Below are 15,684 nucleotides of genomic sequence, written 5' to 3'. Positions count from 1 at the left end.
GTACCGAACGCGACTTTCCGACCCGGCAAGTCGGGGAAATAGTTAAGTAAAGTTCTGTCTCAGAGTCGGTTCCGCACGTCGCGGACGATGCCGTCGACGTCGAAGTCGTCGACCTCCTTGTCGAAGACGATCTCGTCGTCGACTTCGACCCGGAAGACGCCGTGGTCGCCCATGACGAGTTCGAAACTGTCGAGCTCCGTCTCGAGACTCGTGAGTATCGCTTCCTGCGTGTCGAGCGCGCGCTCCCTGAATCCGCAGGGGACACAGTACGTCAATGTGACTCGTGTCATACCGCGTCTTCGGTCGCGAGCGCCGATAAGCGTGTCTGGATTCCGATCCCGATCGACGATCGGAGCGGCCGAGACCAGCACGAGCGGAACGAGTGCGACCGAGACCAGCACGAGCGGAACGAGTGCGACCGAGACCAGCACGAGCGGAACGAGTGCGACCGAGACCAGCACGAGCGGAACGAGTGCGACCGAGACCAGTGCGAACGAGACCAGCGCGACCGATATCGAAGCCGCTGACTCCGGCGTACTGTCAGTGAAGGCACGATATCGCCCGGAGCAAGACGCAAACATACGTTCGACGATATTATAGTAAAAGTTATGAGAACGTGAGCAGTTGGTAGGGACAGTCGAAGACTGGGCCGTCCGTCGTGGGTACGGACGGGGGTTTTCGTGGGTAGCAATGACGACGCAGGACAAGCAACGGCGACGGGGAGCATCGCGCAGGGAAACAGCTGTTCGAGGACCCGTCCGATGAAGCGGACGGTTCAGTCGGGTCTCGCGACGCTGGTCGCGTCGATGGTGCTGCTCTCGGTGATCGCGCCGGGGGTCGGCCTGGTCGGCGCGGCGAACGCGACGACGCAGATCAACGGATGTCAGACCATCGACTCGCCCGGGACGTACTCGCTGTCGGCCGACGTCGCGACGGGCGACACGAGCAACTGTATCCAGATCAACGCCGACGACGTCACGTTCGACGGGAACGGCCACGTGATCGAGTTCACGGGGTCGAACGGTCCGTCGGCCGTCAGCGTGAGCGGCGGGTCGAACGTCGTCGTCACCAACGTGACGACTCGGTACTTCGGGACCGGCGTCCGGTTCTACGGCGCGACGGGCGGCGAGATCTCCGACGTCGTCGTCGAACCCGAGTCCGGTGACAGCCGACCTGGGGCGTACGGCAACGGGATCGCCCTCTACGGCGGCTCGACGGGCAACCTCGTCAGGAACAACACCGTCGACAGGCTCGGCGAGTGGGGCGCCGCGGGCCAGTCGGGGAGCGGGATCTACGTCGCCGACTCCGCTGACAACGTGATCGAGAACAACGACGTCTACGATCCGGCGGACGTCGGCATCCAGCTCGAGGCGGCGCCGGACAACACGCTCTCGGGCAACGAGATCCGCGGGAGTCCGTGGGTGTCGACCCGGACGGTTCGGGCCGGTATCCTGCTCGACACCGGCAGCGACCGAACGACCGTGGACGGGAACTACGTCTACGGGCAGAGCACGTCGAGTTCACAGGTCGTCCAGCGGGGGATCTACGTCCGGTCCGCCGACAGCGTCCTGACCGCCAACACGGTCAGGGACGTCTACTGGTCGGGCGCGGTCGTCACCGGCGACGGGACCGAACTCGACGGCAACACCTTCAGCAGTAACGAGGAACACGGGCTCCGGGTGAGCGGCGTGACCGCGGTGACGGCGACGAACAACGCCCTCGACTACAACAGGCAGTCGGGGCTCTCGCTCTCGAACGTCGGGAGCGCGACGGTCAGCGACAACACGGCCATCGGAAACACGCAGTGGGCGGCGACGCTCGACTCGTCCGGTCCGCTCACCGTCGAGCGCCTGGTCGTCGAGAACGGCGGACCGGGCGTCTCCTTCACCGCGTCGACCGCGTCCGTCGACGGCCACGCTCCCGTCGAACCGCCGGCCGACCGCGACGACGTCGACCGGTTCGTCGAGGTCGAGGGGTCGCTGTCGCTCGACGTTCACTACACCGACACGCAGGTCGCGGACGTGACCGAGGCGGACCTGTCGATGTGGAACTACGACGGGAGCTCGTGGACGGAGACCGGCGGCACGCTCGACGCCGCGGGCAACACCGTCTCCGCGACTGTCGGGACGGGCGTCTACGCACCGCTCGCGCCCGACACGAAGGCACCCGCGATATCGAACTTCGCGGCGACCAGCCCGGCCGACGGGCGGCTCGCGGTGTCGTTCGACTCGGACGAGGCGCTCGCCGCGCTCGACGTGACCGTCTCGAACGCCTCGGGGCAGGTCGCGGCGCTCGCGCTCGCCGACTTCACCGAGGCCGGCTCCGGAACGTACACCTACGAGAACGAGAGCCGTATCGCGGCCGGCGAGTACGACGTGACGCTCGTGACCGCCGCCGACGGCAACGGCAACGACGGCGCGAGCGGCCAAACGGTCCAGGTCACCGTCACGGAACCGCTCGAAGTGACCTCCTTCGAACTGATTCACGCTGGCGACGGGGACAGACTCGTCGTCGACGACGACGTTGTCGACGTCAGCGCGAGGGTCGAGGGCTCGGACGTGAACTCGGTGACAGTCAACGCCAACTGGTTCGGTGCGGGCACGGTCTACCTCTCCGACCCGGACGGCGACGGGCTGTACACGGGGTCGTTCACCGTCGACGTGCCGTACCCCTCGGAGGGACGCAAGTGGCTAGAGGTCGAAGCGGCGGACGGAAGCGGCCGAACCGCCACACGGACCGCCTGGCTCGACCTCGACACGAAGTACCCGACGGTCCACGACTGGAGCATCACCGACGCGGACGACGACGGCGTCGTCGGCCACGGGGAGGACGTCACGTTCGTCGTCGAACTCGAGGACTTCTCGAACGTGACGGTCGTGGCCGTCACGGAACCGATCGGCGTCCCCAACGTGACGCTCCAGCCCACCGCGACCGGGCAGGGCGACAGGTACGAGGGCACCGTCGCGGTCGACGCCGTCGAGGCCGGCGCGGACGGCGTCAAGTACGTCCGGATCGAGGCGACCGACGAGGCCGGCAACTCGTGGTGGCGCAGCCAGTGGCTCGTCCTCGACGCGGACAGCACCGGGCCGGAGGTCACCGGCGCGACGCTGTCGAATCGCGACGGCGCAGACGACGACGTGGGGGACGGCGACCGCATCGCCGTCGCCGCCACCGCGACCGACGCGTTCGGCGTCGACACCGTCTCGGTCGACGCCACCGAGTTCGGCGCCGGAACGGTCGAACTCGCCGACCCCGACGGCGACGACGTCTACGAGGGCGAGTTCACGGTCGACGCGGCGAACGCGTCCATCGACGGCGCGTACTCGCTCGACGTCGAGGCCGTCAACGCGCGAGGAACGAGCGGCTACGCGACGACGAACGCGCTGACGCTCGTCACTGCGCGCGATTTCACCGCCCCGACGCTGGTCGTCGAGGGCATCGACGACCCGCTCGGTGACGGGTTCGTGACCGACGGTGACGTGATCACCGTGCGCGCGAACGCGAGCGACGCGAAGAGCGGCGTCGCGTCCGTGACCGTCGACGCCTCGCGGTTCGGCGCCGGCGTCGTCGCTCTCACCGACGGCGACGGAGACGGTCACTACGACGGGACGTTCACCGTCGACGCCGCCAGTGCGGACCCGGACGGGTTCCTGAGTCTCACCGTCACCGCGACCGACGCGTCGGGGAACGCCAACAGCGACTGGCGGTACCTCGAACTGGACCGCTCTATCGCGACCGACGCGACGGCGCCGACGATCCACGAGTTCCGCGTCGACGAGGGCCCCGGCCGCGACGTCGCGGTCGCGGTCAACGCCAGCGAACCGCTCGCGCGACTGTCGGTCGAGATCCGCGACGACGCGGGGACGCTCGTCGCGACGCTCGACGAGCACGACTTCGACACCCTGTCCCGCAGCGGCCCAGTCACCGACGGCCCCATCGACGGCGGGCCCGCGTCCGCATCGATGCGAGCCCCCGAATCGGCGGTTCCGACCGCGGGTTCGTCGCTCTACGTCGCCCTCGCGTCCGTCCCGGCCAACGGGACGTACACCGGGACGCTCGTCACCGCGGTCGACCGCGCGGGGAACGACGGCGCGGGCGGCGAGTCCGCGACGGCCGCCGTGGGTCCCCTCACGGAGGCCGGTTCGAACGCCATCCGCGTCGACGGGACGATCACGACCGCCGACGGCTCGCCCGCCGCCGGTGACGCGATCGTCCTCCTGCCGGACGGCGAACTCGACGTCGACGACGGCCTCGTCGGGCAGACCGACGCGAACGGCGAATACTCGCTCCTCGCGCCGAAGGGCCCGACGTACCACGTCCTCTACGTCCAGATCAACGCGTCGGGCGGCCCGGCGCCCGCCGACGGCTCCCCCGACCTGTTCACGCTCGGTTCGGTCGCCGACAACGCGACCCTCTCGCGCGCGCTCCCGTCCGCACACGCCGTCACGTTCCGCGTCGTCGAGCGCGATAGCGGTGCCGGCGTCGCCGGCGCGCGGGTGAACGTTTCCCACGAGACCAGCGCGCTGCTCGGGCTGTTCGGCGCCACGACCGGCGCGGACGGTCGACTGACCGGTTCGGGTGCGGCGAACGCCATCGAACTGGCCGGGATCGTCCACGCCGAGGCCGCGCCGAGCGCCGAGAGCGGCCTCGCGGCGGCCGCGACGACCGTCACCGTCGACGGACCCAGGGAGATCGTCCTCTCGCTCCCGAGCACCGGCCAGCCGTCGAACGAAGTCGCGGCAGACGAGACGGCGGTCGACGGCGACAGCGCGCGCGTGACCCCGGACAGCGGTCCGGTCAGCGAACTGGACTTCGCGTTCGACGACTCGGTCACCGGGACGCTGCGGACCGCGACGCTCCGCTCGCTGGACACACCTGGCGGGAAGAGCGCGCTCGCCACACAGATCGGAGGGCTCGACGGCGTCGTCGCCAACCTGTCGCTGGACGTCAGCGGCCTCAGCGACCCCGACGTCGGCGCGACGGTGACGATCACGCTGGACCTGCCGGCGGGCGTCTCGGCGTCGTCGCTGACGGTCGCGCGGTTCGACGACGACGCGGGCCAGTGGGAGTCGCTGCCGACGACCGTCGTCAGTACGAGCGGCTCCACGGCGACGATCCGGTTCACGACGCCGGGGTTCTCGACGTTCGCAGTCGTCTCCCAGCCCTCGGAGGAGTCGACGGACAACTCGTCCGACGACCGCGGCCCCACGGCCGACGCGGGGTCCGACCGGACAGTCGAGAGCGGCGGACGCATCACGCTCGACGGGACGGGGTCCGGCGACGGCCTGACCTACGAGTGGACCCAGGTGTACCCGCGCACCGACCCGCCGGTGACCATCCGTGACGCCGACAGTTCGCGACCGACCGTCACGGCGCCCACCGTCGAGTCGCGAACCGAGATCGAGATCCGGCTCACGGTCTCCGACGGGAGCGGTGGGACGGACGCGGACATCGTCGACGTCGTCGTCCTGCCGGAGTCCGCGTCGACGGACACGCCGACCGACGCGCCGACGCAGACGCCGACGCCCGCACCGACGACCGACACGGCGACGCGGACCGCCACTCCCGCGGAGACGACCGTGACGCCGACGGTCGGGACGGGGACCGCGACGCCGACGACTTCGCCCCCGACGACCGCGCCGTCCACCGACGCACCCGCTCCGACGCCGACCGCCACGCCGCCCGCGCCGGCCACGGAGGCACCGACAGCCCCCGAGGACGCGACGGCGACCGCGACGAGCGCGGACGGGCCGGGCTTCACCCCTATCGGGACACTCGCGGCGCTAGGCGCTGCGCTGATCGCGATGCGGCGCAGAGACGAGCGCTGATCGTTCGGGAGACCGGTCGCCAGTCGCGGTCGGCTACTTTTCGCGGTCGAACTACGTGAGCACCTCGCGACTCACTCGTCGCGGCCGAACGGTCGCCAGTACAGCAGGGCGACCGTGACGACGAAGACGACGGTCGAGATGCCGTAGGAGCCGTCCGAGACGGCGGCGGCGACGCCCGTGCCGCTGCCGACGAGGCCGGTCGCGAGCGAGGTGATGACGGGCCAGCTACACGAGACACAGGAGAGCAGCCCCAGCACGCCGGTGACGGCCGACCGCGCGGCGTCCAGAACCGTGGCGTACACCAGGTACGCGAGCGTCGCGTAGCCGATCAGTTTGTAGGGGATGAGCGTCAGGGAGAGCCCGCCTCCGTTGAGGAGGAACGCGGGCGACCAGCCGGGCGGGAGCGCCCACGAGACCCGGTAGGTCGTCGGCCCGTGGCCGGGGCCGACGAGCCCGCCCGTGTACGCGAGGACCCCGAAGTACCCCACCGCGAGTGCCGCCGCGATGCGGCGGTTGCGGGTCGACGCCGCTGCGGGGTCGGTCCGCACGACCGCCCACAGCGCGACGTTGATCCAGACGAACGGGTAGATCCACAGCCGCAGCCCACCGATCGAGAGGAGGTCCTGCGCGCCGAACGCCGCGTACGCGAGGACGAGGAGCACCTCCGTGTTGAGCACGAGCGCGCCCCACAGCAGCGTCTGTCGGCGCGGTCGGAGCCGGTCGCCGAGCGCGTCGGTGTCGATGGTGGCCATCGGTCAGACCGCCAGCGCGTCGACGACGATGGCGACCAGGAGCGTGCCGAGGTAGGCGTTCGAGGCGTGGAACGCTCGGAACGCCGCGGACTCGGTGCGCTCGCGGTGCAGTCGGAGGACCGTCCAGAGGAAGACGCCGCCGAAGGCGCAGGTCGTCGCGGCGTACAGCCAGCCCAGTCCCGTCATCGCCGCGAGCGCGACGGCAGCGACGAGGGTGGCGGCGAGGTAGTACAGGATGTGCTTGCGGGTTGTGGCCTCGCCGCGGACGACAGGCATCATGGGGAACCCGCCCTTCGCGTAGTCTTCCTTGTACGCGAGCGCGAGGTTGTAGAAGTGCGCCGGCGTCCACAGGAAGATGACGCCCGCGAGCGCCAGGCCCGGCAGGCCGAAGGTCCCGGTGACGGCCGCCCAGCCGATGAGCGCCGGGAGCGCCCCGGCGAACCCGCCGATGACCGTGTTCTGGACGGTGTTCGGTTTGAGCACGAGCGTGTAGACGACGCTGTAGAAGAGGATGGCCGACAGGCCGAGCGCGGCCGCCAGCAGGTTCACCTGCGCGAACACGGCGAGCGAGAGCCCGGCGAGGCCGACGCCGAACGCGACCGCGCGTCGGACCGGGATCTGGTGGGTCGCTATCGGGCGGTCCGACGTGCGGTCCATCTTCTTGTCCTTCTCGCGTTCGAGGACGTGGTTGAACGTGCCCGACGCGCCGATGGCGAGGACGCCCCCGCCGAGCGTGAGGACGACCGTGCTGACGGTCAGGTCGTCGCCGCCGGTCGAGGCCAGCGCCATGCCGGCGGCGGCGACGAGACAGAGCAGCCACATCAGGCGCGGCTTCATCAGGCGGAAGTACGCGGAGAGCGTCGCCGTCGCGCGCCGAACCGGCGGGAGGTCGGCCGGCGAGGCGGGCGACGTCTCCGCGGCGGCTGCCGCGGGCTCGTCCGACGAATCCGCTGTCCCCTGTCCCGGTTCGACGGCCCAGCCCTCGGAAGGCGCGTCGGACGTCTCGGGTTCGAGGTCCCACGCGAGCGCGACGACCAGCGCCGTGAACAGGACCATCCCGACGACGAGATGCGCGCCGGTCAGCAGGTCGGTCGGGCCGGACGTGACGACGACGGCGCCGATGCCGACCTGCACGGGGAAGAGGGCGATCCCGAGGGCGAGTGCGGCGAGGACGCGCCGTCGCAGTCGGTGGCGGGCGCGGAACGCGGCGACGGCAGTCGCGAGCGCGAGGCAGCCGACGAGCAGCGCAACCGCCCGATGGCCCCAGGCGATGAGTAGCGCGGGATCGGCGAATGTGACGGGGCCCCGACAGCCCGGCCAGGTGGTACACGCCCGCGCGGCGTCCGCGATGGACGCCGTCGCGCCGGCGACGACGAGCAGGTAGACGCCCATCGCAGTCGCTGCGAGCAAACCGGAGACGTCGGGTCGTACGTCGCGTTTGAACACGTGGGTACCCCGCTGTTGCCCCGACTTTGGGGCGTTTGCACTTAGTGTTCGCGCTTCGGTCCCGTCCTCTGCGCCAAAAAAGGCGGCGAGCGCTCGCGACACCCGCACACGTTCGGCGAAAGATTCAGTCTGGAAGTATCATCATCTTTCGAACACGGCGACGGGATTCAGCACGTTAATATGCGGACAATCCCAAGCCCGATCCAACAATGAAGGGTAAGCGCGTCGCACTTCTGGCGCTGTTCGCGGCCGTCCTGGCCGCGGTGGCGATCGAGCCCGCCGCCGCCCAGTCCGGGGCCGACTCGACCACGGAAAAACTCATCTGGGACCTCAACAACCAGCTGATGTACATCGCCGTGCCGATCACGGTGCTCGTCGAGGCCATCCTCTTCTACACCGTCTGGAAGTTCAAGAACAACGAGTCGCCGCTCCCGACGCGGGAGAACCGCCGGCTGGAGATCACCTGGACCGTCGCGACGGCCGTCATCCTGCTGTTCGTCGGCGTCGCCTCGTATCAGGTGCTCGCCGAACCCTACGTCACCGCCACGGGGGCCGACGCGGGCGTCGACACCGTCGCCGAGGACGAGGAGATCCTCGACGTGCAGGTGACCGCACAGAAGTACAACTGGCAGTTCAACTACCCCGAACAGGGCGTGACGAACGCGAACACGCTCGTCCTGCCGACGGACCGGCCAGTGCGGTTGAACGTGACGTCGACGGACTGGCTCCACGCGTTCCACGTCCCCGGGATGGGACTCAAGACCGACGCGTTCCCCGGTCAGTCGAACTACCTCCTGACCAAGCCCACCGACACCGGTGAGTACCAGCTATACTGCGCCGAGTACTGCGGCGTCGGCCACTCCCAGATGCTCGGCACCGTCGAGGTGCGGAGCCAGGACGAGTTCCAGAGCTGGCTCGCCGAGAACGGCGACTCCGGCGGTGACACCGCGTCCGGGAACGAGACCGCGGGCAACGAGACCGGCGCGCTCAGTCCCTGAATCCGACTCGCGGCTGGTTTCTCCGGGTTCTTTCGAGACGCTCTGACAGCGTCGGCTAGTGCGCTTTTGACCGGCCGGCCCCTACCGCCGCCTGATGCAGTACTTCGAGGACCTCACCGTCGGCGAGACGGCCGAGTTCGGGAGTTACGAGGTGACGAGCGAGGAGATCACGACCTTCGCCGAGCGCTACGACCCGCAGCCGTTCCACACGGACCCCGAGGCCGCGGCGGACTCGCCGTTCGGCGGGCTGGTGGCGAGCGGGTGGCACACCGCCGCGATGACGATGCGGCTACTCGTCGACCACCACCTCGCAGACGGCGCGACGCGTGGCGCGATCGGCGTCGACGAACTCCGGTGGCGTCGACCAGTCAGGCCCGGCGACGAACTCACCGTTCGGACCGAGATCGCGGACAAAGACGACTGGGACGACGACAACGGCCTCGTCTCCGTCGCCATCACGACCGAGGCCGACGGCGAGGAAGCCCTCTCGATGGTCGGCCTCGTCCTCTACGAACGCCGCGAAGCGCCGTAGCTCGCCGACGGCCACGGAGCCGTCGCGAAACCGGAGCGCTCGCCCTCAGTTGCCGGCGACCAGTCCCGGCTCGGGGACGCCCTCGCGTTCGGTGTAGGCCTCCAGGTGTCGCTCGCCGTCCTCGGTGATCCGGTAGACGACCTCGGCGCTCACCGGCTCGACCAGGTCGCTCTCGACCAGTTTATCCGTCCGCTCCTGGACGTAGTCGGTCGGCATTCCCAGACGGTTGGCGATGAGCGGGACGTACGTCGGCCGCTCCCGCGAGAGGTAACTCAAGATCGCTGCGTCCGCGCCGCGGAACCAGTCTGGGTGCTGTGGCATCAGTATCCCCGACGTATCGTGGGACTTGTTCACATATAACACTGTCGCCGGAACACTCCGGCTCCGGCGAGCGGGCGGGTGGGTCGGTCACAGGTCAACAGAGTCAAATCCGGGCAGTCCCGAGGGGGACCAGAGCCGTGTCCCCGAGTGTCGGCGGTCGACCGACAGTCCTCGTCGTCGACGACGAGAAAGAAGTAGCGGACGTGTTCGCGCTCAAGTTACAGGATGACTACGAAACCCGCGTGGCGTACGGCGGGGAGGAGGCGCTGGAGGCGATCGACGAGGACGTCGACGCGGTGTTGCTCGACCGGCGGATGCCGGACGTGCACGGCGACGAGGTGCTCGCGGCGATCCGCGAGCGCGGCTACGACTGCGTGGTCGTGATGACGACGGCCGTCGACCCGAACCTGAACATCCTGGAGATGGACTTCGACGACTACCTCTCCAAGCCCATCGAGACGGAGACGCTCCTGAGGACGCTGGACCAGCAGATCGACAGCAAGCAGTCTGGGGACCCGAAGCTGGAGGAGTTTTTCGCCGTCGTGTCGAAGATCGAGGTCCTCGAAGCGGAACTCACGCCCGCGGAACTCGCCGAGAGCGACGAGTACGAGGAGCGAAAGCGCGAGGCCGAGCGCCTGGGTCGCGAACTCCAGGCGTCCCGTGACGACTTCGAGGAGATCCTCGCGACCTTCCGGGACATCGGCCGCAACTCTCCGTGAGCGGCCCGCGACCGCAGTGGCCAGCGCACGTCCGCGTCACGGGTCCGTCCGCGTCACGGGTCCGTCCGCGTCACGGGTCCGTCCGCGTCACAGCCCGTTCGCGTCACGAGCCCGTCCGCGTCACGAGCTCGTTCGCGTCACAGCCCGTCTAGCGCAGCTCGCACCTCGTCCCAGTCGGGCTGTTCGGACGGGTCGGCGGCGGCCCACGCGTAGCGGACCTTCGTCGCCGCATCGATCACGAACACGGCGCGGTTCGAGACGTCCCGGTGGCCGGCGAGTTCGTCGAGGCGGACGCCGTAGCGTTCGCTGACGGCGCCGTCGCTGTCAGCGAGGAGCGGGAAGGTGATGTCGTGCTCGCGGGCGAACGCCCGGTGGCTGAACGCGCTGTCGCGCGAGACGCCGAGCACGGTCACGTCGTCGCGCACGTCGAACCACCCGAGGTTCTGGATCGCGCACAGCTCGTCGGTACAGGCCGGGTGGAAGTCGAACAGGTAGAAGGCGAGGACGACGGGCCCGTCTCGTGTGTGTTCGGCGAGCATGTACTCGCGGACGTCGTCGCCGTCGGTGCCCGGGAGGATGAAGTCGGGGGCGGCGTCTCCGTCGGTGAGCATCTGGGGTCTCGACAATTGGGTGCAGATCGGCATAAAGCGGTCGGTGGTCGCGACGGTCGGGCGAAGCGACAGAGCTTTTCCCCGCCGCTCGATAGCGACGGGTACCACAGATGCTCCAGGGCGCGACGCTCGCACGGGCGGGGATCGACGCGGTCGCCATCAAACCCGCGGAGGTCGACGTCGAGCGCGCCGTCGACCTCGACGTCGACGCGCTCGCGGTCGACTACGAGGGCCGCGAGCACCTGCCGTCGCCGGAGACGATCGCGGACGTGGCCGCCGAGACGGACTTGCGCGTCACCACGCCCGTCCGCGCCGACGGCTTCGACCCGCTGGGCGACGACGACCTCTCGACGGCGCTCCCGGACGGCGTCCGACGCGTGCTCGTCGCCGGCCACCCGGCGTACCTCACCGACACCGAGCGTCAGCGCGCTGTCGCCCCGCGACTCCGCGCGGCGGCAGCGCGGAGCCGCGACCCCTGGGTCGGCACCGAGGGGATCGAACGCATCGCGCTCGCGGTCGGCGGCACCCAGTTCGAACTGCTCGGCCCGGCTACCGACCGCCGCCTCCGCGCGCTCAGACAGGCCGGCTACGACGGCGAGGTCGCCGTCTACGCCCCCACCGTACTAACCGACGAGGAAGACGCGGTCCTCGACGCCCTCGGGGCCTACGCCGCCCGTCGCGCCCCCGTCAGATCCGCGCTCCCTGACGGGGCGTCGACGGACGCCAGCGCCGGCGGGCGCGCCCGAGAGGTCCTCTCGCAGGCCGTTCGCGACTACGGGCTCGTCGGCGACGTCGACCGCGTGACCGAGCGCGTCGAAGCGCTCCGGGACGCCGGCGCCGACCACGTCGTCGGCTACCCGGCCCGCGGGCTGGAGCCCTTCCTGTAGATGTCCCGGCGCGTGGCCGTCGTCGGCGGCGGGGCCCTCGGCGTGACGGCCGCTCACGACCTGGCGAGCGGCGGCGCCGACGTGACCCTCTACGAACGCGGCGAGGTGGGAAGCGGCGCGTCCGGCCGCGCGGCGGGCATCGCCTACGACGCCTTCGCCGAGGACGTCGACGCCGCCGTCGCCGAGCGCGCCGTCGAACGGTTCCGCGAACTCGGCGCAGCGGGGGCGATCGTCTTCACCGACCACCCCTACGTCTGGTTCGCGCGAGCGGGCGACGACCGCCGCGCCGACGCCGTCCGCGAGAGTGCCGAGCGGATGCGCGCGAACGGGCGCGACGTGGAACTGTTCGACGCCGACGCAGACGAACTCGGCGACCGGTTCCCGGCGCTCGCGTCGGTCGACGTCGCGGCCGCCGCGGTGGCGCGCAACGCGGGCTATCTCGACCCCGCGACGTACGTGCGCGCGATGGCCGAGCGTGCGGCCGCGGCCGGCGCCTCCGTCGAAACGGAGACGCAGGTAGCGCTCGCGGACGACGGCACCGCGGTGGAGACGCCCGCCGGACGGGAGTCGTTCGACGCCGTGCTGGTCGCCGCCGGGGCGCACACCAAACGACTGCTCGCCGGCGTCGGCGTCCCGATCCCGATGAAACCCTACCGCGTGCAGGCGCTCGCGACCAGGGCGTTCGCCGACGCCGAGACCGTCCCGACCTGCTACGACGCCACGGAGGGCCGGTACGCGCGACCCCTCGACGGCGGGCTCCTCGTCGGCGACGGGACACAGGAACGGGAGTTCGATCCCGACGACTACGACGCTGACGCCGACCCCGCCTTCGAGCGCGCGTCGCTCGACTGGCTCGCCGAGTCCGTCGGCGACCGCGGCGCGGCCCGCGAATTCGCCATCCGCCGCTCCTGGGCGGGCCTCTGCACGGCCACGCCCGACCGCGACCCGCTGCTCGGTCGGATCGAACCAGACCTCTACGTCGCCACGGGCTGGCACGGCCACGGGTTCATGCGTGCGCCGGCGCTGGGCGAGCGGATCGCAGCGGAGATCCTCGGAGGCGACGGGATCGACGCGTTCGATCCGCGCCGCTTCGAGGGCGACGAGACGTTCGAGGTCGTCGAGGGGATGACCGTCGAGGAGTAGCGGCGAGATACGGCGCGGTCGCGGCCCGTTACTCGGTCGCGTCCGTCCAGCCGTCCTCGTCTGTGTCGTCCGCGTCGGCGGTGGTGTCGACGTCCGCTTCGGCGTCGCCCTCGTCGCCGGCGGTGGCGGTCGCGTCGGCGTCGAGTTCGTTCGCGCCGGCGTCGGCCTCGTCGACGCTCTCGGTTTCGAGCGCCTCGTCGACGTCGGCCTCGACGGGTTCGTCGGTCTTCGGAATCTCGACTTCGAGCGTGCCGTTGTCGCGGAGCGTCGCGGTCGCGGCTTCGGCGTCGACGCGGGCGTGCTCCGGGAGTTCGACGCGGCCGTCGAGCGCGAGGCCGCGACCGGGGTAGCGCATCTCGAAGCCCTCGTGGAACCCGCGGAAGCGGTCGACGCGCACCTCGACGGCGCCGTCGTCGTACTGCACCTGCACGTCCGACCCGCGGACGCCCGGCGCGTCGAAGACCGCGAGGTACGCCTCCTCGCTCTCCAGCAGGTCGACCGGCAGGGGCGTCCGCTCCTGGGCGCGTCCCATCGCGCGACCGACGTTCTCCAGGACGGCGTTGCCGAGCGACTCCCCGATGTGACGGATCTTGCTCATACCTGCGGGTTAGAGCGGTGTTCCCTTCAGGATTGTGCCCGCCGACGCAGGACAGAACGGTGCAACGTGGGAGACGGCGCGACCGCTACAGTTCGATCGCTTCGAGACAGTCTGTCCCGCCGCAGACTGGACACTGCAGGTCGTCGACGGAGTGGTCGTCGGGCATGTCGTAGGTGTAGTGGTTCTCGAACATGTCGAGGAAGCAGTCCTCGCTCGTGCACTTGATCTCCTTCGTCGGTGGCATGGTCGCGGGTTCGGACGGCCGACGGATACTGTTTTCGGCGCCCGGACGCGTGCGAGCTCGCCGTCCAGTAGCCCGCGCAGGTCAGGCGTGTCTCGGGAGCGAGACGGTGAAGTCGCAACCGCCCGGCTCCCCGTCTTCGAGCGCGATGGTCCCCCCGTACTGTTCGACGAGCGTGTGCGCCAGGTACAGCCCGATCCCGGTCCCCGGGCTCTCGGGCCCCATCTCGCCCTTGCCGAAGACGGACTCCTTCTGCGAATCGGGGATACCCGGTCCGTTGTCGGCCACGCGGACGGTGACGTCGGTCGCCGAGGCCTCGGCGCTGACCGTGACGCGCGGGTCGGTCCCCTCGTTGTGGCGGACGGCGTTGCTGAGCAGGTTCCCGAAGACCGAGGAGAGCAGTTCGTTGGCCCTGACGTCGACGTCCGGGATCTCGCCGTCGAGTGTCACCGTCAGTTCGTCGTGTCGCCGGTCGGCCTTCTCGACCTCGTCTTCGAGGATGTGCCGGAGGTTCACGGCGTCGAGCGCGAACTCCGCGTCGCTGCCGATCGAGTCGACGAAATCGCGTGCGATGGTCGTCAGCTCCGCGATGTGGTCGCAGGTGTGCTGGATCCGGTCGACGTACTCCTGGCCCTCCCCGTCGACGTGGCGTTCGATGCCGTCGGCCCAGCCGACGAGCAACTGGACGTCGTTGTTGATGTCGTGGCGGACCAGTCTGTTGATGACCGCGAGTTCCTCGGTCCGGGTCTGTAACTCCCGCTCGCGGCGCTTCTGCTCGGTGATGTCGCGGGTGATGAGCTGGAAGGAATCGGACTCGCTCCCGACCCTGACCGGCGCGGCGACGTTGTGGAAGTGGCGGACGCCGTACCCGTCCTGGAAGGTGACCGCCGAGCCGGCCGTGAGCGCCTTCCGACCGTTCTCGATGCGCGTCGCCGCCGTGTCCGTCGGGAGGACGTCCGCGAGGTGGCTCCCGATCAGTCCGTCGCGCGTCGTGTCGAACGACCGCGCGGCCGCGTCGTTCGCGGCCGTGATCGTCCCGTCGATCGCGACCTGCGTGATCTCGTCGGGCGTGTTGTTGACCAGTAGTTCGTACTTCTCGTCGGCGCGGCGCTGGGCGACGACGTTCTCGATCCGGTTGGCGAGCAACTGGAGCTGTCCCTCCTCGGCGATGTCGTCTTTCCGGAGGTAGTCGTCGATCCCGGTGCCGATCGCCCGGCTCGCCGTCTGTTCGTCGCCCTGGCCCGTCAGCAGGATGAAGGGGAGGCCGTACTCGGCCTCGACGCGTTCGTACAGTTCCAGCCCGTTCAGCCCCGGCATCTCGAAGTCGCTCACCACGCAGTCGACCGAGCGGTCGGCGAGGACCTCCAGCGCCGCCTCGCCGCTGCTCGCATTCGAGACCGAAATGTTCTCCGTCGCGCCCAGTCTGTCCGAGACGATCTGCCGAAAGAAGCCGCTGTCGTCGACGAGGAGCACGTCGATCGACGACGTCCGTATCATACTGTAGATTTCCCAGAAGGGGTGTTATAGCTATCTGCCGGATTTTCCCAGACGATAACTCTGGTGGCAGCGGTCGAACACGAACCCGACGCACGGGTCGGTCTCGGTCCC

At 69.8% G+C, this 15,684-nt stretch carries 14 protein-coding genes; 6 read left to right on the top strand and 8 right to left on the bottom strand.

What is annotated here, in order from left to right:
• Nucleotides 1-59: 59 nt before the first annotated feature.
• Entirely contained in the window at nt 60-290 is a 231-nt protein-coding gene (locus tag ACMGFE_RS24150) for an Rdx family protein (RefSeq protein ID WP_436927830.1), read from the bottom strand.
• 471 nt (nt 291-761) lie between these two features.
• Between ACMGFE_RS24150 and ACMGFE_RS24145 the strand changes: the two genes are divergently transcribed.
• Complete coding sequence (locus ACMGFE_RS24145; protein ID WP_436927829.1) at nt 762-5,828, top strand: right-handed parallel beta-helix repeat-containing protein; 5,067 nt, start codon at nt 762-764, stop codon at nt 5,826-5,828.
• Nucleotides 5,829-5,899: 71 nt separating this feature from the next.
• On the opposite strand, the gene ACMGFE_RS24140 is transcribed toward ACMGFE_RS24145, so the two are convergent.
• On the bottom strand, nt 5,900-6,580 hold the full coding sequence (locus ACMGFE_RS24140) for a DUF7546 family protein (RefSeq protein ID WP_436927828.1): 681 nt from the start codon (nt 6,578-6,580) through the stop codon (nt 5,900-5,902).
• Between the two features lie 3 nt (nt 6,581-6,583).
• Nucleotides 6,584-7,972, bottom strand: coding sequence for a heme o synthase (locus ACMGFE_RS24135; protein ID WP_436927884.1), 1,389 nt, complete (start codon nt 7,970-7,972; stop codon nt 6,584-6,586).
• Between the two features lie 263 nt (nt 7,973-8,235).
• Here ACMGFE_RS24135 and coxB point away from each other — a divergent pair, with 263 nt between their 5' ends.
• Together coxB and ACMGFE_RS24125 are read left to right on the top strand one after the other, a co-directional pair.
• Nucleotides 8,236-9,024 (top strand): cytochrome c oxidase subunit II, encoded by a 789-nt coding sequence (coxB, locus tag ACMGFE_RS24130; RefSeq protein WP_436927827.1) that lies wholly within the window; start codon nt 8,236-8,238, stop codon nt 9,022-9,024.
• Between the two features lie 94 nt (nt 9,025-9,118).
• The gene (locus ACMGFE_RS24125) at nt 9,119-9,556 is read left to right on the top strand and encodes a MaoC family dehydratase (protein ID WP_436927826.1); all 438 of its coding nucleotides are present in this window, start codon (nt 9,119-9,121) and stop codon (nt 9,554-9,556) included.
• Nucleotides 9,557-9,601: 45 nt separating this feature from the next.
• Here ACMGFE_RS24125 and ACMGFE_RS24120 read toward each other — a convergent pair whose 3' ends face one another.
• On the bottom strand, nt 9,602-9,877 hold the full coding sequence (locus tag ACMGFE_RS24120; RefSeq protein ID WP_436927825.1) for a hypothetical protein: 276 nt from the start codon (nt 9,875-9,877) through the stop codon (nt 9,602-9,604).
• A gap of 137 nt (nt 9,878-10,014) precedes the next feature.
• Between ACMGFE_RS24120 and ACMGFE_RS24115 the strand changes: the two genes are divergently transcribed.
• Nucleotides 10,015-10,596: a response regulator gene (locus ACMGFE_RS24115; RefSeq protein ID WP_436927824.1), complete on the top strand. Its 582-nt coding sequence runs from the start codon at nt 10,015-10,017 to the stop codon at nt 10,594-10,596.
• A 137-nt stretch (nt 10,597-10,733) separates the two neighbouring features.
• Here ACMGFE_RS24115 and ACMGFE_RS24110 read toward each other — a convergent pair whose 3' ends face one another.
• Nucleotides 10,734-11,207: a redoxin domain-containing protein gene (locus tag ACMGFE_RS24110; RefSeq protein ID WP_436927823.1), complete on the bottom strand. Its 474-nt coding sequence runs from the start codon at nt 11,205-11,207 to the stop codon at nt 10,734-10,736.
• Between the two features lie 110 nt (nt 11,208-11,317).
• Here ACMGFE_RS24110 and ACMGFE_RS24105 point away from each other — a divergent pair, with 110 nt between their 5' ends.
• A complete protein-coding gene (locus ACMGFE_RS24105; protein WP_436927822.1) occupies nt 11,318-12,094 on the top strand; it encodes a DUF7388 family protein in 777 nt (258 codons plus the stop codon).
• Nucleotides 12,095-13,237, top strand: a complete 1,143-nt coding sequence (locus ACMGFE_RS24100; RefSeq protein ID WP_436927821.1) for an NAD(P)/FAD-dependent oxidoreductase — start codon at nt 12,095-12,097, stop codon at nt 13,235-13,237.
• 28 nt (nt 13,238-13,265) lie between these two features.
• Here the strand turns inward: ACMGFE_RS24100 and ACMGFE_RS24095 are convergent, their stop codons facing one another.
• The 3 genes from ACMGFE_RS24095 to ACMGFE_RS24085 all read right to left on the bottom strand — a co-directional run bounded on the left by ACMGFE_RS24095 (nt 13,266) and on the right by ACMGFE_RS24085 (nt 15,573).
• A complete protein-coding gene (locus ACMGFE_RS24095) occupies nt 13,266-13,835 on the bottom strand; it encodes an Hsp20/alpha crystallin family protein (RefSeq protein ID WP_436927820.1) in 570 nt (189 codons plus the stop codon).
• Between the two features lie 85 nt (nt 13,836-13,920).
• Nucleotides 13,921-14,079: a DUF7559 family protein gene (locus ACMGFE_RS24090; protein WP_436927819.1), complete on the bottom strand. Its 159-nt coding sequence runs from the start codon at nt 14,077-14,079 to the stop codon at nt 13,921-13,923.
• 81 nt (nt 14,080-14,160) lie between these two features.
• Entirely contained in the window at nt 14,161-15,573 is a 1,413-nt protein-coding gene (locus ACMGFE_RS24085) for an ATP-binding protein (RefSeq protein WP_436927818.1), read from the bottom strand.
• Nucleotides 15,574-15,684 lie beyond the last annotated feature (111 nt).

This window comes from Halosimplex amylolyticum, assembly GCF_051414035.1.
GTDB classification, from domain to species: Archaea; Halobacteriota; Halobacteria; order Halobacteriales; family Haloarculaceae; genus Halosimplex; species Halosimplex amylolyticum.
Note: the sequence above shows the minus strand (reverse complement) of the source record. Positions and strands in the feature narration are given on the sequence as shown.

Bases quoted from the DNA above. Each gene is read 5' to 3' on its own strand.
- ACMGFE_RS24150 (WP_436927830.1), bottom strand. From the start codon at position 290: ATGACACGAGTCACATTGACGTACTGTGTCCCCTGCGGATTCAGGGAG.
- ACMGFE_RS24145 (WP_436927829.1), top strand. From the start codon at position 762: ATGAAGCGGACGGTTCAGTCGGGTCTCGCGACGCTGGTCGCGTCGATG.
- ACMGFE_RS24140 (WP_436927828.1), bottom strand. From the start codon at position 6,580: ATGGCCACCATCGACACCGACGCGCTCGGCGACCGGCTCCGACCGCGC.
- ACMGFE_RS24135 (WP_436927884.1), bottom strand. From the start codon at position 7,972: ATGGGCGTCTACCTGCTCGTCGTCGCCGGCGCGACGGCGTCCATCGCG.
- coxB (WP_436927827.1), top strand. From the start codon at position 8,236: ATGAAGGGTAAGCGCGTCGCACTTCTGGCGCTGTTCGCGGCCGTCCTG.
- ACMGFE_RS24125 (WP_436927826.1), top strand. From the start codon at position 9,119: ATGCAGTACTTCGAGGACCTCACCGTCGGCGAGACGGCCGAGTTCGGG.
- ACMGFE_RS24120 (WP_436927825.1), bottom strand. From the start codon at position 9,877: ATGCCACAGCACCCAGACTGGTTCCGCGGCGCGGACGCAGCGATCTTG.
- ACMGFE_RS24110 (WP_436927823.1), bottom strand. From the start codon at position 11,207: ATGCTCACCGACGGAGACGCCGCCCCCGACTTCATCCTCCCGGGCACC.
- ACMGFE_RS24105 (WP_436927822.1), top strand. From the start codon at position 11,318: ATGCTCCAGGGCGCGACGCTCGCACGGGCGGGGATCGACGCGGTCGCC.
- ACMGFE_RS24100 (WP_436927821.1), top strand. From the start codon at position 12,095: ATGTCCCGGCGCGTGGCCGTCGTCGGCGGCGGGGCCCTCGGCGTGACG.
- ACMGFE_RS24095 (WP_436927820.1), bottom strand. From the start codon at position 13,835: ATGAGCAAGATCCGTCACATCGGGGAGTCGCTCGGCAACGCCGTCCTG.
- ACMGFE_RS24090 (WP_436927819.1), bottom strand. From the start codon at position 14,079: ATGCCACCGACGAAGGAGATCAAGTGCACGAGCGAGGACTGCTTCCTC.
- ACMGFE_RS24085 (WP_436927818.1), bottom strand. From the start codon at position 15,573: ATGATACGGACGTCGTCGATCGACGTGCTCCTCGTCGACGACAGCGGC.